The 20,408-nt window shown below is 39.4% G+C and carries 19 protein-coding genes and 3 tRNA genes; 13 read left to right on the forward strand and 9 right to left on the reverse strand.

Features of this window, described 5'->3' with window-relative positions; translation table 11 throughout:
* Positions 1 to 29: 29 nt before the first annotated feature.
* The 4 genes from pdxY to anmK form a co-directional block, all read right to left on the reverse strand.
* On the reverse strand, positions 30 to 893 hold the full coding sequence (gene pdxY, locus ACE2AL_RS11975) for a pyridoxal kinase PdxY (RefSeq protein WP_272538597.1): 864 nt from the start codon (positions 891 to 893) through the stop codon (positions 30 to 32).
* A gap of 236 nt (positions 894 to 1,129) precedes the next feature.
* On the reverse strand, positions 1,130 to 2,404 hold the full coding sequence (gene tyrS, locus ACE2AL_RS11980) for a tyrosine--tRNA ligase (RefSeq protein ID WP_206084053.1): 1,275 nt from the start codon (positions 2,402 to 2,404) through the stop codon (positions 1,130 to 1,132).
* 161 nt (positions 2,405 to 2,565) lie between these two features.
* Complete coding sequence (pdxH, locus tag ACE2AL_RS11985) at positions 2,566 to 3,219, reverse strand: pyridoxamine 5'-phosphate oxidase (RefSeq protein WP_225818251.1); 654 nt, start codon at positions 3,217 to 3,219, stop codon at positions 2,566 to 2,568.
* Positions 3,220 to 3,244: 25 nt separating this feature from the next.
* On the reverse strand, positions 3,245 to 4,360 hold the full coding sequence (gene anmK / locus ACE2AL_RS11990) for an anhydro-N-acetylmuramic acid kinase (RefSeq protein ID WP_206084404.1): 1,116 nt from the start codon (positions 4,358 to 4,360) through the stop codon (positions 3,245 to 3,247).
* A 527-nt stretch (positions 4,361 to 4,887) separates the two neighbouring features.
* Between anmK and ACE2AL_RS11995 the strand changes: the two genes are divergently transcribed.
* Positions 4,888 to 5,355, forward strand: coding sequence for a glycine zipper 2TM domain-containing protein (locus ACE2AL_RS11995; RefSeq protein WP_206084051.1), 468 nt, complete (start codon positions 4,888 to 4,890; stop codon positions 5,353 to 5,355).
* A gap of 497 nt (positions 5,356 to 5,852) precedes the next feature.
* On the opposite strand, the gene slyA is transcribed toward ACE2AL_RS11995, so the two are convergent.
* Positions 5,853 to 6,287 (reverse strand): transcriptional regulator SlyA, encoded by a 435-nt coding sequence (gene slyA, locus ACE2AL_RS12000; RefSeq protein ID WP_206084050.1) that lies wholly within the window; start codon positions 6,285 to 6,287, stop codon positions 5,853 to 5,855.
* A gap of 540 nt (positions 6,288 to 6,827) precedes the next feature.
* Positions 6,828 to 7,073, reverse strand: a complete 246-nt coding sequence (locus ACE2AL_RS12005; protein ID WP_206084049.1) for a DUF1289 domain-containing protein — start codon at positions 7,071 to 7,073, stop codon at positions 6,828 to 6,830.
* A gap of 181 nt (positions 7,074 to 7,254) precedes the next feature.
* On the opposite strand from ACE2AL_RS12005, the gene gloA reads away from it, so the two are divergent.
* Together gloA and rnt are read left to right on the forward strand one after the other, a co-directional pair.
* Positions 7,255 to 7,662 (forward strand): lactoylglutathione lyase, encoded by a 408-nt coding sequence (gene gloA / locus ACE2AL_RS12010; RefSeq protein WP_206084048.1) that lies wholly within the window; start codon positions 7,255 to 7,257, stop codon positions 7,660 to 7,662.
* A 127-nt stretch (positions 7,663 to 7,789) separates the two neighbouring features.
* Entirely contained in the window at positions 7,790 to 8,434 is a 645-nt protein-coding gene (rnt, locus tag ACE2AL_RS12015) for a ribonuclease T (RefSeq protein WP_206084047.1), read from the forward strand.
* A 75-nt stretch (positions 8,435 to 8,509) separates the two neighbouring features.
* Here the strand turns inward: rnt and ACE2AL_RS12020 are convergent, their stop codons facing one another.
* Positions 8,510 to 8,854 (reverse strand): Grx4 family monothiol glutaredoxin, encoded by a 345-nt coding sequence (locus ACE2AL_RS12020; protein ID WP_206084046.1) that lies wholly within the window; start codon positions 8,852 to 8,854, stop codon positions 8,510 to 8,512.
* Positions 8,855 to 9,911: 1,057 nt separating this feature from the next.
* On the opposite strand from ACE2AL_RS12020, the gene sodB reads away from it, so the two are divergent.
* Together sodB and purR are read left to right on the forward strand one after the other, a co-directional pair.
* The gene (gene sodB, locus ACE2AL_RS12025) at positions 9,912 to 10,490 is read left to right on the forward strand and encodes a superoxide dismutase [Fe] (protein WP_206084045.1); all 579 of its coding nucleotides are present in this window, start codon (positions 9,912 to 9,914) and stop codon (positions 10,488 to 10,490) included.
* 433 nt (positions 10,491 to 10,923) lie between these two features.
* A complete protein-coding gene (gene purR, locus ACE2AL_RS12030; RefSeq protein ID WP_206084044.1) occupies positions 10,924 to 11,949 on the forward strand; it encodes an HTH-type transcriptional repressor PurR in 1,026 nt (341 codons plus the stop codon).
* Here purR and punR read toward each other — a convergent pair whose 3' ends face one another.
* Entirely contained in the window at positions 11,950 to 12,861 is a 912-nt protein-coding gene (punR, locus tag ACE2AL_RS12035; RefSeq protein WP_375083533.1) for a DNA-binding transcriptional activator PunR, read from the reverse strand.
* Between the two features lie 123 nt (positions 12,862 to 12,984).
* Here punR and punC point away from each other — a divergent pair, with 123 nt between their 5' ends.
* From punC to ACE2AL_RS12050, 3 genes are all read left to right on the forward strand, one after another.
* The gene (gene punC, locus ACE2AL_RS12040; RefSeq protein ID WP_272538601.1) at positions 12,985 to 14,208 is read left to right on the forward strand and encodes a purine nucleoside transporter PunC; all 1,224 of its coding nucleotides are present in this window, start codon (positions 12,985 to 12,987) and stop codon (positions 14,206 to 14,208) included.
* 316 nt (positions 14,209 to 14,524) lie between these two features.
* Positions 14,525 to 15,283, forward strand: coding sequence for a helix-turn-helix transcriptional regulator (locus tag ACE2AL_RS12045; RefSeq protein ID WP_241016832.1), 759 nt, complete (start codon positions 14,525 to 14,527; stop codon positions 15,281 to 15,283).
* Between the two features lie 24 nt (positions 15,284 to 15,307).
* Entirely contained in the window at positions 15,308 to 15,580 is a 273-nt protein-coding gene (locus ACE2AL_RS12050; protein ID WP_206084041.1) for a putative quinol monooxygenase, read from the forward strand.
* A gap of 188 nt (positions 15,581 to 15,768) precedes the next feature.
* Here ACE2AL_RS12050 and ACE2AL_RS12055 read toward each other — a convergent pair whose 3' ends face one another.
* The gene (locus ACE2AL_RS12055; protein WP_206084040.1) at positions 15,769 to 16,434 is read right to left on the reverse strand and encodes a riboflavin synthase subunit alpha; all 666 of its coding nucleotides are present in this window, start codon (positions 16,432 to 16,434) and stop codon (positions 15,769 to 15,771) included.
* A gap of 276 nt (positions 16,435 to 16,710) precedes the next feature.
* Here ACE2AL_RS12055 and ACE2AL_RS12060 point away from each other — a divergent pair, with 276 nt between their 5' ends.
* From ACE2AL_RS12060 to pykF, 5 genes are all read left to right on the forward strand, one after another.
* On the forward strand, positions 16,711 to 18,084 hold the full coding sequence (locus ACE2AL_RS12060) for an MATE family efflux transporter (RefSeq protein WP_206084039.1): 1,374 nt from the start codon (positions 16,711 to 16,713) through the stop codon (positions 18,082 to 18,084).
* Between the two features lie 156 nt (positions 18,085 to 18,240).
* Positions 18,241 to 18,317: transfer RNA gene (locus tag ACE2AL_RS12065), tRNA-Val, on the forward strand.
* 30 nt (positions 18,318 to 18,347) lie between these two features.
* Positions 18,348 to 18,424 (forward strand) — tRNA-Val (locus ACE2AL_RS12070).
* Between the two features lie 33 nt (positions 18,425 to 18,457).
* Positions 18,458 to 18,534, forward strand: a tRNA-Val gene (locus ACE2AL_RS12075).
* Between the two features lie 405 nt (positions 18,535 to 18,939).
* Positions 18,940 to 20,352, forward strand: coding sequence for a pyruvate kinase PykF (gene pykF / locus ACE2AL_RS12080; protein ID WP_206084038.1), 1,413 nt, complete (start codon positions 18,940 to 18,942; stop codon positions 20,350 to 20,352).
* Positions 20,353 to 20,408: the final 56 nt, after the last annotated feature.

The raw sequence follows: 20,408 nt of genomic DNA on the forward strand, positions 1-20,408 counted from the left end.
TATTTTATTTCTAGTCAAAAACAGATAAATCAGTCTACCTGAGTGGCACAAAACTTGTGTTCTGGATTAACCATTTTATCTTGAGCTGCCACCAGTTGCAGTTCGTACTCACCCATTTCTTTTGTTTTAATCATTACTTCATAAACTGCAGCTGCAACATGTTCTAGTCCTTTATTAAGGGGTTCACCTTTTAATAAATTCACTAGCATCAAGCCACTCGTCAAATCGCCCACCCCTACAGGTTGCTTCTCGCCGAAATCAACTAATGGACGACTAACATGCCAGCTATGCTCCGCAGTAACCAAAATCATTTCAAAACGATCAGCCCTATAGGCTGCACGGCTCAAATGTTTCACAAGAATAATTTTGGGACCTTTATGACAAAGTTCTCTTGCTGCGCCAATGGCCTCTTCTACCGTCTTGATTGTTCTACCTGCGAGTGTTTCTAATTCAAGTAAGTTTGGTGCAATAACATCACTTGCCGCCAATGCTCTTTCACATAAGAATTCAGCAACGCCAGGAGCAACAATACAGCCTTTCTCAGGATGCCCCATTACTGGATCACAAAAATACAGGGCTTGTGGATTGGAAGCTTTCACTTTTTTCACGATCGCAAGTATATCGTCACCTTGTTCCGCGGAACCGATATAACCACTTAATACGGCATCACAGATTTCAAGTTTATGAATTTTAGCAAGCCCTTCAACAATGTCTGTTAAATGCTGAGCAGGAAATACGGTTCCCGTCCATTGAGGGTATTGCGTGTGATTAGAAAATTGTACGGTATTGAGTGGCCACACATCTACGCCCATACGGCACATAGGGAATGCAGCAGCACTGTTTCCTGCATGGCCGAAAACAACATGGGATTGAATTGATAATACGCTTTTCATTAAGAACCCAGAGAATTGTTATATCGAATGAAGAGAAATCAGTGATTAGCCATTGCTAATATGAATATACCCCAAATAATTCAAATTGCATGTCGTCGAAAAGAGAAGATAACCTGATGAACATATATAAGCATGTCATCAAGCTAGCTAAGTTCAGTTAACACCCATGCAACTTGAAATATGACGAGTATAGCCTGGAAAACTCCCCAGGCTGATATTACAAAGGTTAGTCAGAGCTATTTCCAATTAATTAAGCAGTCGTTTTTCTTACCACGACGGATCAAGGTATAACGGCCAAACAAACGGTCTGCGTCTGTAAAGACATACATTGGCTCAGTCTGTTTTTGACCATTGATAGAAACCGCATTAGAGCTAATTGCTGTTCTTGCTTGCCCACGTGATGGCGTTAATTCTGAGTCAACTAATGCTTGTTGCAGGTCAGCACCCTCTTCTAAAGTGATGCATGGCATACCATCTTGTGCTAGTTGTTCAAGATCTGCTTCTGTTAAATCAGAAACCGCACCAGAGAACAAGCTTTCAGTAATGCGTTTAGCAGCCGCTAAACCCGCTTCGCCGTGAACTAATTTAGTCACCTGCTCCGCTAAAACGTATTGCGCACGTGGTGCTTTACCACTGTTTTTATCTTCTTCTTCCAGCGCGTTAATTTCATCGAGTTCCATGAAGGTGAAGAACTTGAGGAAGCGATAGACGTCTGCATCCGCAGTATTAATCCAGAACTGGTAGAATTTGTATTGGCTAGTTTTTTTCGGATCTAACCAAACTGCACCACCCTCAGTTTTACCGAATTTAGTCCCATCAGCTTTAGTGATCAGCGGAACGGTCATGCCAAACACTTGGTTTTGATGAAGACGGCGAGTTAAATCGATACCAGAGGTAATGTTACCCCATTGGTCGGAACCACCAATTTGCAGTTCTACACCCATTTCATGGTTCATATTTGCAAAGTCATAACCTTGTAATAGGTTATACGCAAATTCAGTAAAAGAGATACCAACATCATCACGGTTAAGACGTTGCTTAACGGATTCACGGTTAATCATTTGATTAACCGAAAAATGCTTACCAATATCACGTAAGAAAGTCAGTACATCCATTTTGCCAAACCAATCATAGTTGTTAGCAAGACGCGCACTGTTATCACCACAATCAAAGCTTAAAAATGGTGAAACTTGGTTACGGATTTTTTCTACCCACTCTTGAACGGTTTCTGCGGTATTTAATTTACGTTCAGTAGCTTTAAAGCTCGGATCACCAATAAGGCCCGTTGCGCCACCTACCAACGCCACAGGCTTGTGCCCGGCTAGTTGGAATCGTTTTAAACACAGCAAAGGAACCAGATGTCCCAAATGCAAGCTGTCAGCGGTAGGATCGAAACCACAATAGAGAGAGATAGGGCCCTGCGCCAGTCTCTCTGCTAACGCATCCTCATCCGTTACCTGGGCAACGAGGCCCCGCTCTTGCAATTGTTTAATCAGGTTATTGCTAGACATCAATGACTCCATCTGTTGTATTTTGTCTATCTACTTTAGTTTGAATGGCCAACGCGTTTTTGATGGATCTCACAAACGCGCCAGTATAATTTGTCAATTTTCTTAAACGAGTCTATAGCATAAAGCGCATATCAATTAAGTGCCAGCTAAAAAACATGATCCTAAGGGGCTAATCTATCAATTTTCCAGCCTTCCCCTTCCCTTTGGTATAAAAAACGGTCATGTAGGCGGTGAGCACCACCTTGCCAAAATTCGACACTATCAAATACCACACGAAAGCCCCCCCAAAAACTCGGCAAAGGCACTTCTCCATTTTTAAACTTTTGTTTTAATTCTAAAAATTTACCTTCTAAAATTCCTCTTGCTGAAATTTTAGAAGATTGTTCAGATGCCCAGGCTGCAATTTGGCTATCTTTAGGCCGGCTGTGGAAATATTTAACCACCTCAATCGGGTTTAAACGTTCAGCAACGCCCGTAAAGTTCACTTGACGTTCAAGTGGATACCATGGGAAGTGCAAACTTATTTTATTATTTTTTTCAAGGTGTTGTGCCTTACGACTTCCCATATTGGTGTAAAATACTAAGCCCTTATCATCAAAATGCTTTAACAGTACTATCCGTTGATAGGGTTGCCCAGTTTCGTCCACTGTCGCCACTGACATCGCAGTCGGGTCACTTAGTCGCGCCTCACACGCCTGTTTCATCCATAATTCAAAAAGGGTTAATGGGTTAGCCGTTAAGTCACTGCGTCGTAGACCGCCTTTTGTGTACTCACGACGAATAGAGGCGAGATCGACTTCACTTATCTCATTCATTTGATATCCTTTAATTCGATTATTTCTAGTCACTATTTTTAGGGTACACTGCACCTAAAACGGTTTCCCTTGTCGCGCCTGTCACTGAAGCAAGATTACCTGATAACCCAGCGACAGTACGTGCTGCTAACCAAGCAAACGCCAAAGCTTCCATATCATCACCACTAAGACCAAACTTATCACTTGCCGCTACTTCAATACCAGGTAACAGAGCTGATAAACGCTGCATCAAAAAGGCGTTTTTAGCGCCTCCACCACACACAATTAGCCGCTCACTTCCACCACATAATAAAACTTGTTCAGCAATAGAAGCTGCGGTGAGCTCACACAGTGTGGTTTGTACGTCCTGGGCAGATATTGAAGGGAACGCGACTAAATGTTGTTCTAGCCATTGCATATTAAAATATTCACGCCCTGTACTTTTTGGCGATGACCGTTTGAAGTAAGGATCATTCATCATGTTTTTAAGTAACAAATTATCAATATGACCCTGACTAGCCCATTCACCATCATTATCAAACGATTTTTGCTTAATACGCCAAGTCCAAGTATCCATTAACATATTACCTGGCCCTGTGTCATAGCCTTTTACATAAGCGCCTGGTAATAACGCTGTGATATTCGCTATCCCACCAATATTTAAAACAATACGTTTTTCAGTTGGATGGCCTAAAACGGCTAAGTGGAAAGCAGGCACTAAGGGAGCACCTTGACCGCCATAAGCCATATCCCGACGCCTAAAATCACCAACAGTCGTGATCCCTGTTAACGCTGCAACACGATTATTATCACCAAGTTGCATAGTAAATGGCTGTTCTCCGTCAGGTTCATGCCAAACTGTCTGCCCATGGCACCCAATTGCAATAATATCTGCCGAAGTTAACCCTGTTTTTACCAATAATTGATTAATCGCGTCTGCATAAAGTGAACCTAATTCGCGGTCTATCTTACCAATTTCAGATAGTGTTGTTTCTTGGCCTTGGCAGATGTTTAAAATTCTTTTTTTCAAGTCAATTGGAAATGTGACACTCAAACTGGACTGTTCTGCAACAAATTTATCGCTAATTGCGGCGAGAACAACATCAACTCCATCGAGACTAGTTCCTGACATAACCCCTATGTAACGACCTGACTTAATCATCATTCTTGTTCCTTCAGAGTGTACATTCGCTTTCAATTTCAGTTATTAAAGATTGTGCTTTGAAGGAGAATTTTGTCAACAATTCGATGTAATTTCTCGTGCTGCTTCGCAGGAATAATAAATATTTATTTTTAGAGCAGAAATTGCTTTACAACCTAAATAAAAATGGCGTTTTTTAATATATGGATTTAAAATTCTAAACATAATGTTTTGCAATAAAATAATCTGCTAAACATGAAAGTGTTTCAATTTTAAACAGGCACTATTCGGATGCGTTTTAGCTATCAATGCGAAAGACATTCATAAAATGACTGTTCGTGAGGTATGTTTAACAAAGCGTGCCTTACTCAATGAAATAATGTTGAATTTGAGATATTTTACCTAGTGTTTACACTCTATTTAAATCAGAATCAGTATTCTAACCATCGCTTTAAATACCATTATTTTGATAGTTGTTGTGTTGATGGTGAAAACAAATATACGATGCTATGTTAGTGCCACAAACAGCAAATCTCATAGGAGTTATTATGCTTAAGAAAGTTTTTGTAGGTGTTGTTGCAGTTGCAGCGTTATCAGGCTGTGTCAATACCAGTACACTTTCTGGTGATACTATTTCGGCCAATGACGCAAAACAGGTTCAAACTGTGACCTATGGTACTGTTTTGAACGCTCGCCCTGTGACTATTCAAGCTGGTGAAGATGGTAATGTCATCGGTGCAATTGGTGGTGCAGTTCTAGGTGGCTTATTAGGTAATACCATTGGTGGTGGTACAGGAAATACTCTTGCAACTGCAGCGGGTGCTATTGCTGGTGGTCTAGCTGGGCAACAAGCGCAAGGCGCCTTAAATAGAAGCCAAGGTGTTCAACTAGAGATCCGTTTAGACAGCGGTAAAAATATTGTTGTTGTACAAAAACAAGATCCTAGTACATTTCGTAATGGCCAACGTGTCATGATTGCAAATAGCGGAAATACAGTTACAGTATCCCCTCGCTAATTTTGTCATATTAATGATTAAAGCATGTTCACCGACGACAATGTCGGTGAACATCACTTATCATCTGCCATTCAATAACATTCAACTATCTATCACATATAGTATTATCTTCATTGATTAACTAATGATGCGCACGTTAATCTTTAGATTATTTGTGTATAAACTAAAAAGACTGACTTATTTTTCCTGCGCAACATTGATGCATGTTGATATTACCATAAACGTATTTTTCTATTCTAAGTACTGAATTCCATATTAAACTAGTTAATGACACATTTTTTAACCAATATGATTAAACCCCTTTCCTATTCACAATAGTTATAGCACATTAAAATTGATCCATTGAAATAATATCACTCATGACTTTAATGATTAAAGCAAAAGTATATAGGTTATATATATATGCTGTTCAAACTATTTAAAGCTACGCTTGGCTAATAAACATAACAAACCAAATAATTACAAATCCATTTATTATTCATGATATAATATAAATATCATGAATCACTCTGTAAGCGAATAATATTCCTTTCAAGCTTTAATAAAAGTTGAGACAGTAGGTCAAGCTCCTCTTGGTTAATGTTACTTAATATTTCAATTCGCGTATTGTTAATCACTTGATCAACTGTTTTAATAAATGGCTCTGATTCCTCAGTTAGTTTGATTCTTTTTGCACGTCTATCATTTGCACAAGTATGCCTTGAAATGAGTTTTTTTTCCTCTAATTGGTCTAATGTTCTGACGAGCGACGGCTGCTCAATTCCTATGGCTTTCGCCAGTTGGATCTGTGATTGTTCAGGTGGTAGCTGGCTAATATTATGTAGTGTAACCCAATGAGTTTGCGTTAGTTTTAGTGGTTTTAATCGATGGTCAATTAATGCTCTCCACATGCGAACTACACGTGATAGCTCTGTCCCTATTTGTGATTCCAATTTACCCTCCTTTTATATAATTATAATGTCTAAAAAATATACCAGACTCATATTATTTTTTAAATTATATATTAATTTCCTTTTATGTTTACAACTTTTTATTGACGTAAAAGCTAACAAATACCTATTTGTAGTGATATCTCCATCAGCTTAAAGTGATATGTATCAGGTTAATACATATCTATTTTAAATTGGAAAGTCTACTCAGGAAAATACCATAATCTATAAACTTTCTTACTAATAAGAATAGCTGGAGTCTTCTTTTGGATCTATCTATTTTAGTCTTTATGGTAATTACCAGAAACAATAGAAAATACAACTTAATATAACTCATTAAAAAACAAAACAATATAGTTAATCTTAAAAAGATTCGATATGAAATTCATTTTAATTCAAGCATATTAAATTTTAATAAATAAAATTTAATTGAAATGTAAACACGGAAACTAATAAAATTAAAATAATTATAAATGAATTAATTTAGATGAATTAATTTAGATGAAAACTATATGATTAAAATCAATCAACAATCTCCCAATGTTATTCATTAAAAAGTTGTTGCTGACTATCGATAACGTCACCTTGAACGACTTTTTTATTTATCGTTCTTAGATAGCGTTGGCGGCATAACCGAATGATATTGCGTTTTTCTGCATTCGAAAATTTTAACCAATTGAATCGTTCGTCACGAGTTCGATAGCAGCCTAGGCAATAACCTTGCTCATTCGTTTGGCAAATACTACGACAAGGGCTAGGAATGTCAAAAAACTCAAGTTGTTCAGCCATCGCTTCCCCTTCAACTGTAAAAACTATCGTAAAGGTATGATATACTCTTAAAAACTGAGTATTACCACTATTTGACCAAAAAATAAACTGCTATCGCTGTATTTAGCAATTTAACCACGTTATATTAATAGTTAATAGGTAAATCGATTCAGAAATGTTGAGTAAATTTTAAGAGGGTTATATGCGCTTACTTCATACCATGTTACGTGTTACTGATATGCAACGTTCAATTGATTTTTATACCAAAGTGTTAGGAATGCGTTTACTTAGAACAAGTGAAAATACTGAGTATAAATATTCTTTAGCTTTTGTTGGCTATAGTGATGAAAGTGAAGGCGCTGTTATTGAACTGACCTACAATTGGGGCGTTGATAGCTATGATATGGGGAATGCATATGGTCATATCGCTCTAGGCGTAGATGATGTTGCAAAAACTTGTGATGATATCCGCCATGCAGGGGGGAATGTGACTCGAGAAGCAGGCCCAGTTAAAGGTGGCTCAACAATCATTGCTTTCGTTGAAGACCCAGATGGCTATAAAATTGAATTGATCGAAAACAAAAGTGCAAGTAAAGGTTTAGGCCATTAATTGCATTTACTATTTCTAAGTTTAAGCGGTCAATAGCCGTTTAAACTTTCTTCTGAGTTTCTCTGCCATTTTTTCCTGATTTAGGCATAATATATGCTAATCAGCAACTTTATAATCGAAAGTCCGAATGTCTGAAAAAAATAATCCGAATGCCCTAGTAAGCCGTTTTAGGGGATACTACCCTGTTGTTATTGATGTTGAAACGGGTGGGTTTAACGCGAAAACAGATGGTCTACTTGAAATCGCCGCTATCACACTAAAAATGGACAAAGATGGCTGGCTTTCAATGGATGAAACACTGCATTTCCATGTTGATCCATTTGAAGGTGCCAATTTAGAACCATCCGCTCTTGCGTTTACTGGTATTGACCCAACAAACCCATTGCGTGGTGCGGTTAGTGAGTATGATGCACTACATGCCATTTTTAAAGTCATCCGTAAAGGAATGAAAAATACTGATTGTAACCGCGCGATAATTGTTGCACATAACGCAAATTTCGATCACAGTTTTGTCATGAATGCTGCCGAACGTGCGGGGCTAAAACGCAACCCATTCCATCCTTTTGCGACTTTTGATACCGCAGCATTAAGTGGCTTAGTATTTGGTCAAACAATCTTAGCGAAAGCTTGTGTTAGTGCAGGAATACCATTCGATGGTAAACAGGCCCATGGTGCACTGTATGATACGAATCGCACTGCACTTTTATTTTGCGAAATTGTGAATAAATTCAAGAAACTTGGTGGTTGGCCAATTATTGAAGACGAAAAATAAACAGACAATAAAAAAACCGCAGTAGATAAACAGCTTTTGTTTTATCTACTGCGGTTTTTTATTACTATTCAGTGATTACGCGTTAGCGTCATCTTCTGGGCGATATTTATCCGCAGTTTCTTTGATTAGTGATTGCAGCTCACCACGTTGGAACATTTCCATAATAATGTCACAACCTCCAACTAACTCGCCATCTACCCATAACTGAGGAAAAGTCGGCCAATTTGCATATTTTGGCAATTCGGCACGAATGTCTGGGTTTTGTAAAATATCAACATAAGCGAAGCGCTCACCGCATGAAGATAGGGCTTGAACTGCTTGAGCTGAAAAACCACAGCTCGGAAGTTTTGGAGAACCTTTCATGTATAATAAAATTGGGTTTTCTTTAATTTGGCGCTCAATTCTTTCAATTGTTGTCATTTTTACTTCCTTAACATTAAACATGATTAGTATATTTTTATTTATCAATTAGATAATTGATTTTTAGCCCTAAAATATACTACGTAATACGATATTTTGCTTTGAATATGTCAACGGCTATTGTATGAAAAAAGAGGGGGAATCCCCCTCCTTTGATTTGCTACTATTGTGACTTATTTATGATTCAAGTCAAACAAAACTATACCTTGTTTTATAGCGAAACATCATTTTCACTAAGAGTATATTGTCTATATTTAACGGTGATCTATCTGCCAATTTGATGTCTTTAACAATATGTTTAACTTCATATTTTGCTAATTGTTTTGCATTAATCTAAACAAATAACAATAAATCAACGTGAGGGTAGCAATAAAATACGGTATAACTATACTTAGCAACGTAGATCTACTTGATATGCCCCACATAGCTCTCTCATCATACTTGCACAACTCTGCAATAAGGATAGAATTATATTTTTCTAAAATATGAATCTTATGCATAGCAATCCCATTACAACCTTACTAATAGTCGTCCCATTTTTTGTATTTATGATATTTTTTATTATTAAAGATCGGGTGCAACCAGACATAACCCCTCTTTTCTTCAAGGCTTTTATCTACTTGCTTACAACTATCATTTTCATCAATGTCATTTTTTTGATTAGAACTTTCATTGGCTGGAACTAATGTCAACCACTGGCAAATAAATACTAAAAATTCAAAGTATTATGCCAATCCTCTGCAATATTGCCCCCATTGATGACAGTCCTTTAGAACCCCCCTCGCTCGTTATTATTTCTACATGTTCTCTGTATGCAAGAACCGAACACATCACTTAATCCAATAACAATAAAATATTATTCAAACATTTTATTGTTAACATGCGATTAACGCGATTACATTTACCCTTTGTAGGGTTAATCGTGTTACTATTAATATATTAAGAATCATACAGGCCATTTGGCAAAACTGTAGATAAACAATGAAGTACGACACTTAGCTCACTTTACGAGCAAACACCCATATGTTTTGATACAAAAGCAATCAAGGAGTACGTTATGTCATTTGAACTTCCCGCTCTACCGTATGCAAAAGATGCTTTAGAACCTCATATCTCTGCTGAGACCTTAGAATACCACTACGGTAAGCACCACAATACCTACGTTGTTAACTTAAACAACCTAATCAAAGGCACTAATTTTGAAGGTAAATCGTTAGAAGAAATCATTAAGACTTCTGAAGCTGGGGTATTTAACAATGCGGCTCAGGTTTGGAACCATACCTTCTATTGGCACTGCTTAGCACCAAATGCAGGTGGCGAACCAACGGGGAAAGTTGCAGACGCTATCAATAAAACCTTTGGTTCTTTCGCCGAGTTTAAAGCACAATTTACGGATGCAGCAACCAAAAACTTTGGGGCTGGCTGGACTTGGTTAGTGAAAAAAGCCGATGGTAATTTAGCTATTGTTAACACATCTAACGCAGCAACACCAATCTCTGGTGATGATAAACCTGTGTTAACAGTAGATATTTGGGAACACGCTTATTATATTGATTACCGTAATGCACGCCCTAAATATTTAGAAAATTTCTGGGCACTAGTTAACTGGAAATTTGTAGAAGAAAATTTAGCTTAATTATTAAACAGTTATTCTAGATCGATTAAGGGCGAGTTAAAACTCGCCCTTATGCATTCACCCAATGAAGATGAAACACAAATTAGAAGATATGTGCAGCAATAAAAATAATCATTGCTAATGAACCCAGCGCAGCTAGTAATCCATATTTAACATCTGTATCCATGAGTTCCTCTCATCCTAACAAAATTGAATTAACAATAACCACTCAAACTATAAGGTTATTAAGTATACACATCCAAAAAAGCGAAACCAGTGTCTATATCACATGTTATAACATCAATTATTTCTTTCGTTTTTGCGCTAGATCAGACAAAATCGACAACAAATCGCTAAATTATTGCCAGCGAAGGATCTATGCATCAATATGCAGGTAATTTTTTAACTAGAATTCTTAGAGAGACCTATAGTTGGTCAGGAGTTTTATTCCCCCATGGCAACGATTAAAGATGTGGCGAAACGCGCTGGCGTCTCTACCACCACCGTATCCCATGTTATTAATAAAACGCGCTTTGTGGCTGATGACACCAAGGCTGCGGTTTGGGCTGCCATCAAAGCGCTCAATTATTCACCTAGTGCGGTTGCCCGTAGTTTAAAAGTGAATCACACGAAATCAATTGGTTTGTTAGCGACGTCGAGTGAGGCGCCTTATTTTGCTGAAGTTATCGAATCCGTTGAAAACAGCTGTTATGAAAAAGGCTACACACTGATCCTCTGTAACTCTCATAATAATTTGGGTAAACAAAAAGCCTACTTGCAAATGCTTGCACAAAAACGTGTCGATGGCCTGCTGGTAATGTGTTCTGAATATCCTGATACACTCATTGGCATGCTCGAAGATTATCGCAATATTCCGATGGTGGTAATGGATTGGGGCACATCGAGAGGGGATTTTACCGATAGCATCATCGATAATTCATTCCATGGGGGCTATCTCGCAGGACGTTATCTCATTGATAGAGGACATCGTGATATTGGTGTGATCCCAGGCTCCCTTGAGCGGAATACTGGGATTGGGCGTCTGACTGGCTTCCAAAAAGCAATGGAAGAAGCCAAAGTGACCTTAAAAGACGAATGGATTGTCCAAGGGGATTTTGAACCTGAGTCTGGCTATAAAGCGATGATGCAGATTTTGAGCCATAAACAGCGCCCTACCGCCGTTTTCTGTGGTGGTGATATCATGGCAATGGGGGCGATTTGTGCGGCAGATGAAATGGGCTTGCGCGTTCCACAGGATATCTCAATCATCGGTTACGACAATGTGCGCAATGCGCGCTATTTTACGCCTGCATTGACTACTATCCACCAACCTAAAGAGCGTTTAGGGCAAATGGCGTTCGCTATGTTATTAGACCGTATAGTGAATAAGCGCGAAGACGCTCAAACTATCGAAGTTCATCCTCGTCTTGTTGAGCGTCGTTCAGTTGCTGATGGACCATTTATTGACTATCGTCGATAATCAATATGATGTTGATAACCATTCTGCGTTGAGCGTTTCATTATCGCCAAGATAATCTAATAACCAGCTCAGTGCGGGAGAGGTGTTTTTTTCTACCCATGTTAAACAACATGGGCTGGGTGGAAATGGCTGTGCTAATGTCAATTCCACCAGTTTACCTTCTGCGCATAAAGGAGCTGCTCGATGTTCGGGCACCATCCCCACACAAAGGCCATTTGTCAAACAAGCTAAGCCATTTTCCCAATAGGGAACCACTAAACGCCGTTGGTTATCCAGCGCCCAAGTATCTCGTTTAGGTAAACTTCGAGAAGTATCTTCTAAGCACAAACTTGGATATGCACGCATTTCATCGTCTGTTAGGCTATGTTCTATTTTTGCTAATGGATGTTCAGGGCTTGCGACACACATCCACGACATAAACCCCATATCACGAAAGCTGTAACGTTCGCCAATCGGTGAAGCTCGGGTGGCACCAATCGCCACATCCACGCGGCCATCCGCTAAGGCATCCCAAACACCATTAAATACTTCTGGGTGTATATACAATTCAATGTCAGGGAAATGGCGATAAAAATCGAGAATAAGTTGCTCAGTCCGCTGTGGTTTAACGATGCAGTCAACTGCAATGCTGAACTGCCCACGCCAACCATTAGCCGCTTGTTGGCATTGATGACGTGTCTCTGTCATTTTTTTGATAACAGAACGGCTTTCTTTAATAAAAATCAGCCCTGCTTCGGTTAAAATGACGTCCCGGTGTCGACGTTCAAACAAGGGAACGGCTAACCATTCTTCAACTTGTTTGACGGTATAGCTGATTGCTGAAGGTACGCGGTGTAACTCATCTGCGGCACCACTGAAACTCCCCGTTCTTGCAACGGCATCAATTACTTCAAGTGCATGAGCTGACCACATAGTCTCTCCTTTCAAATATTTTGATAGCAAGATCCAAATATTACCGTTTCACAAGACAAAAAAATAGCCTATACAATGTCATCACCGTTAACATTTTTTTAAATATCAGATAAGTAAATCATTATGACGACGACTGTGAAAAAAAATTCCCCTGGATTTATGCTGTACCTTGCAGGATTAAGCATGTTGGGGTTTTTAGCCATTGATATGTACCTGCCTGCTTTTGGTGCAATGCAGACCTCTTTGCGCACAACAGAAGGGGCTATCAGTGCTTCTCTCAGTATCTTTTTAGCAGGCTTCGCGTTTGCTCAGCTACTTTGGGGCCCACTTTCAGATAAACTTGGCCGCAAGCCTGTGCTCATCGTTGGTCTTACTATCTTTATTGTGAGCAGTTTAGCGATTTTTTGGGCCACGACAGCAACACAATTATTAACCTTGCGTTTTTTACAAGCCGTTGGTGTGTGCTCCGCCGCCGTTTTATGGCAAGCCCTTGTTATCGACCGTTATGATGAAGCAAGCACACAAAAAGTTTTCGCATCTATCATGCCATTAGTCGCGCTCTCCCCTGCGCTTGCGCCGTTATTAGGTGCATGGGTGCTTGAACACCAAACTTGGGAAGCTATCTTTTTAATCTTAATGGCTGTCGGTGTTTTATTACTCTTACCGACATTTTTCCTCAAAAATATTTCTGTAAAAAAACACGAAGATGAAAACCAGCCTCAAACCAAAATCTCATTTGGTAAGTTACTGAGCTCTCCCATTTTTAGTGGCAACGTCTTAGTCTATGCCTCTTGCAGTGCAGGCTTTTTTGCTTGGTTAACTGGCTCCCCCTTTATCCTACGTAATATGGGCTTTAACCCAGCGGATATTGGATTGAGCTATATCCCCCAAACACTTGCTTTCATTGTTGGTGGCTATGGTTGTCGCCTTGTTTTGGCCAAGGTGCGTGCTGAAATCTTATTCCCACTACTCTTAATTGGTTATGCAGTTAGCATGTCTATATTATTCATCATGGCTATCTATACTAAACCATCATTAACCATGATTTTAATTCCATTTTGCTTTATGGCTGCCATGAACGGAGCATCGTATCCAATAGCTGTTTCAAAAGCATTAAATACCTTCCCTACAGCAAGTGGTAAAGCAGCGGCATTACAAAACGCTTTACAACTTGGCTTATGCTTCTTAGCTAGCTTGTTAGTTTCCGCTTTAACTTTTGACCCACTTCTTGCAACAACGGGTGTGATGGCCTTTACCATTATTCCAATGGCGATTGGTTATTTTATGCAGCGCTGCGCTGTCAAAGATGAAAAAACGTTAAAACCAGTTGATTGCCAAGCAAATTAATTCCTTTAGATTCGTTATACGCTGTGCCGCTACTATGCGGTACAGTTTCTCATTATTACTTCCCCATTAATCAAATATATTATTCTTAAGCTAACTGTAGGCATTGACTACGCTTTTGTCATATTCCGTAGCAGGTGATATTTGCTTAAAAATGCGGTTTAACGCATTATCCATTAGCGACCTTTACCTAATTAAAGCGTATTTCACTAAAAAAAAGCTATTTTATTTTTTTATCTTCTAAAACTCATGCTTTCAATGGTTATTTTTCTTGTCAAAAAACGCTATCATTACCATAACAAATAATGAGTGCTCAAGTATGATGTTGAAACAGTATTATCCACCAGATGAATTGAAAGGCTTTGTTAGTTCTATTTTGATTATCAAAGAGTTCACCAGTGCGATTAAAATTTTTCCAGGGACAGGGGCTGAAATTTGGGTTTCATCGGATCCAATTTGTATGTCTGCTGACGGCCACTCTACGACTAACTCATTTCAACTCATCATACCGAGAATCAATACGTTTACAGCAAACCCTAATCATGCAAAAACCATGGTATTGCGTATTCGCCACGACGCATTACGCTTTTTGTTACCCCAACGGACATTCAATTATACGGATAGGCCCATTGCCCTTGCTGATATTTGGCAAGATAACTGGTTTGAAGCGCTTGCCTGTTCATCTTTTAAAGAGCTGTTAGATTGCTTTACTCAAACTAAAGCGACCAAAAAACCGCATTTCACGGATGAAATCATCGAATTGCTCTACCGTAATCCAACAAAAAAAATCACCGATATTGCCGATGAGACAGGTTTTCATCTGCGTGTCATTCAAAAAGAGTTTTTAAAAGAGTACGGTATTACACCCAAACGCTACCAGATCAATTGCCGCTTAGAACACGTTTTAAAAAACATGGTAATAGATCATGATACTTATCGCTGGTTTGAAACAGGCTATTATGATCAATCTCATTTTTATCGAGATTTCAAAAGATACTTTACTATGACCCCGTCCGCCTTTTTAAAATCAGATTATTCGCTTTTTTACAATACAAAAACCAAGTACCCATTAAGATAGTTCTTAATACATAAGGAGAACGGAATGAGTATTGTTGTGTATGCCCAAATTACAACTGAAAGAACGGATGGGTATTTAACGAGAGAAATCATTCGTGACTTAGCAAAGCTGAGCCGCCGCGAGAAAGGATGCATTCAATATGATCTTATGGCTAAAGAAAACGGCTATATTGTTTTCGAAGAGTGGGAAAGCACTCAGGCACTCGAAATGCACAAAAACAGTCCGCACTTTAGGCGCTTAGTTGAAGCGATTGAACGTGATAATGCCAGCTTTTCTGTTAATTTTAGTGAAAAGTAACCGATTAAAAAACAAGGTTTTAATCAAATTAGCTATTTTGGTAGTCTGTGGTGTTATTGACTCGATGTTTTTAACAACTTTACACTTGATTAAACACCTTTATCCTAACAACTCTAAAATTTTCATGTTATTAAGGCTATAGTATGACTATATCTACTATAGCCTCATATTCTTCCGCTGTTGATGAATTATTCTGATTTAGCCTTTTCGACAGCGTCATTTCCTTGTTGCAATAACTTTTCTTGTTCTTTTTGGTTGAGCACTCGCTCAACAGTATCCACTATTGCTTGAGTTTGTGGGTCTATCTCAATATTAATCTTATCCCCTAAACGCTTTTGCCCTAATGTTGTTCTTTCTAACGTTTCAGGGATTAAATGTACACAAAAACGGTTATTGATAACATCACCAACCGTGAGGCTAATTCCATCAATGGCAACAAAACCTTTATGTAAAATATATTTCATCAATGCTTTATCATGAATAGATAGCCATATTTGATGGTTATCTTCTGAAGTGAAAATTTTACTGATTTCTGCGGTTGTCATAATGTGTCCAGATACCACATGACCACCAATTTCATCACCGTATTTCGCTGCACGTTCAATATTGACAACATCCCCCTCTTGTAGCGCACCCAAATTTGTCAGACGGAGCGTTTCTTTAATTAAATCAAAGCTAACCCTTTCACCATCAATTTTAGTGACCGTCAAACAGCAACCATTGTGGGCTACTGAGGCTCCCGTTTCTAAACCAACCAGTAATTCAGGGGTGAATTTCATGACATGAGTGCGAAAATTCGCTCTTTCCGTAATTTCAATAATTGGAGCGGTCGCTTGAACAATACCTGTAAACATAATGACTCTCTGTGTCGTGAATTAATTTGTCCAGTTTACCTAAGAATTTTTTGAGATCTATCTTATTTGAGTGATGAGATACAGACTGAATAACTACCTGTAATCAAATACACTAAGAGACAAAAGTGCTCTTTCATCAATAAGCAGTATATCTTTATTGGAATACATTGGTAAAAGGGATAGAATAAAGGGTTTTTAATAACATTTTGATTTATTGCTAAATCATTTATTTTTCTCGTTTTTCTTCTTCATTATTTTTATTATAAAGGTGTATGCGTGCAGAAATATTTTACAGAAGCGCGTAGCTTGTTGGCTCTCGGGATCCCTATCGTTTTAGCTCAGTTTTCACAAACCGCCATGGGGTTTGTCGATACGGTTATGGCAGGTAGTGTCAGTGAAATCGAGATGTCCGCAGTTGCAGTTGGGTTTTCCATCTGGCTGCCAGCTATTCTTTTTGGTCAAGGTTTACTAATGGCATTGACCCCGATCGTTGCTCAAATGAACGGGTCTGGCCGCCGTAACTTAATTGGCGATCAAATTCAACAAGGTCTGTGGTTAGCGCTATTTTTAGCCTTGGGTATTATGTGTTTGCTTTATAATAGCCAACTAATTATTAGCAACATGCCACACATTGATCCAGAACTTGCCGACAAATCCGTTCGTTTCTTACATGCCATCATGTGGGGTGCGCCTGGGTATTTATTCTACCAAGTCTACCGTAGTCAATGCGAAGGCCTGTCGAAAACTAAGCCGGGGATGGTGATTGGTTTTCTAGGCTTAATGGTCAATATCCCAATTAACTATATCTTTATCTATGGCCACTTTGGTGCACCTGCTCTCGGTGGGGTTGGTTGTGGTGTCGCGACTGCATCAGTGTATTGGGCAATGTGCATGATGATGAGATGGTACGTGAAACGCGCTTCAGCTCAGCGCGATATTCGTCCGACTGTACCTTTTACATCGCCAAATCCATTAATTTTAAAACGAATTATTGTGTTAGGTACGCCAATTGGCTTAGCGTTGTTCTTTGAAGTTACATTATTTGCCGTTGTTGCACTGCTAGTTGCACCATTAGGGGTTGTTGCCGTTGCAGGCCACCAAGTTGCACTGAACTTTAGTTCAGTCATGTTCATGTTCCCATTATCCCTGGGGATCGCCGCGACAATTCGCGTCGGTTATAACTTAGGCCAACAATCTACTGAGGCGGCGAAAGTCTCTTCTTATACTGGCCTTGCCGTTGGTTTAATGATTGCAACAATTACCGCAATTTTTACCGCTGTTTTCCGCGAACCGATTGCAATGATGTATAACAAAAATCCAGAAGTGGTTGTTTTAGCAACTAGTTTGATGCTTTATGCCGCTATCTATCAGTTATCCGATTCTGTGCAAGTTATTGGCGCAGGGATTTTACGTGGCTATAAAGATACGCGTTCAATCTTCTTTATTACGTTCACTGCATATTGGTTATTAGGTTTACCAGCTGGCTATATTTTAGCACTGACCGACTATGTTGGACCTGCAATGGGCCCCAAAGGTTTCTGGATAGGCTTTATTATTGGACTCAGCGCCGCAGCGGTGGGTATGGCAACACGAATTATGTGGATCCATAAGCAACCTGAGCAAGCTGTTCTGTTACGTTCAACACGCTAATCGCCAGTTTTTTAAGCAATTAATTGTGTGGGAAGATGTATTTCGCACCAGATAGTTTTAAATACGAGCAAACTGTCGCAAAATTACATTTTCCCCTTGCCAGATTCACAGCATAACGTTAATATTCGTCCCCGTTGTCACCTAGAAGTTTTAAGCGCGTCCGTAGCTCAGTTGGTTAGAGCACCACCTTGACATGGTGGGGGTCGGTAGTTCGAGTCTACTCGGACGCACCATTCTAGTTAGCACAACACGTTAATTTCAGTGCGTCCGTAGCTCAGTTGGTTAGAGCACCACCTTGACATGGTGGGGGTCGGTAGTTCGAGTCTACTCGGACGCACCATTTCAAGTTAACACAATAAGTTAATTTTTCAGTGCGTCCGTAGCTCAGTTGGTTAGAGCACCACCTTGACATGGTGGGGGTCGGTAGTTCGAGTCTACTCGGACGCACCATTTCCTAACTACTTCATTTATATTCCAATATTTTCCTTGATTGTCACTTAAAATTGCCTTATTTTGTTGCGCAACAAAATAACCCACACAAAATCAACCGAATAATTGATCTTAGCTATCTCTTCATTCAATTTAGTAAAATTTGATTTGTCTCACAGTTTTTTGTTGTCTATAATACTCTCGCTGGCTGAAAGGTTTCACCAGCAATAAATCAGTATGTTAGCTTTAATGAAACTTGTCGACTACACTATTATTAGAATCAAATTGTGACAAGTTTCATTATAGTATTGAATTTAATACCAGACTGTCGCCTATTCTTATAAATGAGTTGCGCAACAAGTTTTATCATGCGCACTAAGCGTCGGCGGCAATACCGATTTCCTTTATAACCTTAGATAGACTGCCATGAAAAAAACCAAAATTGTTTGTACTATCGGCCCAAAAACCGAATCTGAAGAAAAACTGACCCAACTCTTAGATGCAGGCATGAATGTCATGCGTCTGAACTTCTCCCACGGTGACTATGAAGAACACGGTCAACGTATCAAAAATCTTCGCTCTGTTTGTGCAAAAACTGGTAAGCAAGCAGCTATCCTGCTAGACACTAAAGGCCCTGAAATCCGCACCATGAAACTAGAAGGCGGCAACGATGTTTCCCTCGTTGCAGGTCAAACCTTTACCTTTACCACAGACACATCTGTAGTCGGTAATAAAGATAAAGTAGCCGTCACCTATGCTGGCTTAACAGCTGATCTAAAAGTAGGTAACACTGTTTTAGTCGATGATGGCCTTATTGGCATGAAAGTCACCAATGTCACCGCAACTGAAGTGGTTTGTGAAGTATTAAACAATGGTGATCTTGGTGAGAAAAAAGGTGTCAACTTACCAGGCGTTTCAATTGGTCTACCTGCATTAGCAGAAAAAGATAAAGAAGACCTTGTGTTCGGTTGTGAACAAGGTGTTGATTTCGTTGCTGCATCATTTATCCGTAAACGCTCTGATGTTGAAGAAATTCGTGCGCACCTGAAAAAACACGGCGGCGAAAATATCCAAATTATTTCTAAAATTGAGAACCAAGAAGGTTTAAACAATTTTGATGAGATTTTAGAAGCCTCTGACGGCATCATGGTTGCTCGTGGAGACTTAGGCGTTGAGATCCCAGTTGAAGAAGTTATCTTCGCGCAAAAAATGATGATTGAAAAATGTGTTAAGGCTCGCAAGGTCGTTATCACAGCAACACAAATGTTAGATTCAATGATCAAAAACCCACGCCCTACTCGTGCTGAGGCTGGTGACGTAGCGAACGCCATTTTAGACGGTACTGATGCGGTTATGTTGTCAGGTGAAAGTGCGAAAGGTAAATACCCAGTAGAAGCTGTGACTATTATGGCAACTATCTGTGAACGTACTGACCGCGTGATGCCAACCCGTATTGATAACCAAAAACCAAGCCAGCGCTTACGTGTTACTGAAGCGGTATGCCGTGGTGCGGTTGAAATGTCTGAAAAGCTAGACGTTCCACTGATTGTTGTCGCGACCTACGGTGGTAAATCAGCGAAGTCTGTTCGTAAATACTTCCCGACTGCGCCAATTCTTGCCTTAACCACTAATGAAGAAACTGCACGCCAGTTACTGTTAGTTAAAGGTGTGATCCCAATGATTGTCGGCGGTTTCACTTCTACGGATGATTTCTACCGTGAAGGTAAACGTGCTGCATTAGAAAGCGGTTTAGCAGTTGAAGGGGATGCCGTTGTGATGGTGTCAGGTGCACTTGTTCAAAGCGGAACAACCAATACCTCTTCTGTTCACGTTCTATAATTAATATTTTATAGAATACGAAAAGGCCGATAGTTGTTAATTCAGTTATCGGCCTT

Origin of the sequence: Providencia xihuensis (assembly GCF_041953405.1) — a bacterium.
Lineage (GTDB): Bacteria > Pseudomonadota > Gammaproteobacteria > Enterobacterales > Enterobacteriaceae > Providencia > Providencia vermicola.

Coding starts and splice junctions, on each gene's coding strand:
- pdxY (WP_272538597.1), bottom strand. CDS start 893: ATGAAAAGCGTATTATCAATTCAATCCCATGTTGTTTTCGGCCATGCA.
- tyrS (WP_206084053.1), bottom strand. CDS start 2,404: ATGTCTAGCAATAACCTGATTAAACAATTGCAAGAGCGGGGCCTCGTT.
- pdxH (WP_225818251.1), bottom strand. CDS start 3,219: ATGAATGAGATAAGTGAAGTCGATCTCGCCTCTATTCGTCGTGAGTAC.
- anmK (WP_206084404.1), bottom strand. CDS start 4,360: ATGATTAAGTCAGGTCGTTACATAGGGGTTATGTCAGGAACTAGTCTC.
- ACE2AL_RS11995 (WP_206084051.1), top strand. CDS start 4,888: ATGCTTAAGAAAGTTTTTGTAGGTGTTGTTGCAGTTGCAGCGTTATCA.
- ACE2AL_RS12005 (WP_206084049.1), bottom strand. CDS start 7,073: ATGGCTGAACAACTTGAGTTTTTTGACATTCCTAGCCCTTGTCGTAGT.
- gloA (WP_206084048.1), top strand. CDS start 7,255: ATGCGCTTACTTCATACCATGTTACGTGTTACTGATATGCAACGTTCA.
- rnt (WP_206084047.1), top strand. CDS start 7,790: ATGTCTGAAAAAAATAATCCGAATGCCCTAGTAAGCCGTTTTAGGGGA.
- ACE2AL_RS12020 (WP_206084046.1), bottom strand. CDS start 8,854: ATGACAACAATTGAAAGAATTGAGCGCCAAATTAAAGAAAACCCAATT.
- sodB (WP_206084045.1), top strand. CDS start 9,912: ATGTCATTTGAACTTCCCGCTCTACCGTATGCAAAAGATGCTTTAGAA.
- purR (WP_206084044.1), top strand. CDS start 10,924: ATGGCAACGATTAAAGATGTGGCGAAACGCGCTGGCGTCTCTACCACC.
- punR (WP_375083533.1), bottom strand. CDS start 12,861: ATGTGGTCAGCTCATGCACTTGAAGTAATTGATGCCGTTGCAAGAACG.
- punC (WP_272538601.1), top strand. CDS start 12,985: ATGACGACGACTGTGAAAAAAAATTCCCCTGGATTTATGCTGTACCTT.
- ACE2AL_RS12045 (WP_241016832.1), top strand. CDS start 14,525: ATGATGTTGAAACAGTATTATCCACCAGATGAATTGAAAGGCTTTGTT.
- ACE2AL_RS12050 (WP_206084041.1), top strand. CDS start 15,308: ATGAGTATTGTTGTGTATGCCCAAATTACAACTGAAAGAACGGATGGG.
- ACE2AL_RS12055 (WP_206084040.1), bottom strand. CDS start 16,434: ATGTTTACAGGTATTGTTCAAGCGACCGCTCCAATTATTGAAATTACG.
- pykF (WP_206084038.1), top strand. CDS start 18,940: ATGAAAAAAACCAAAATTGTTTGTACTATCGGCCCAAAAACCGAATCT.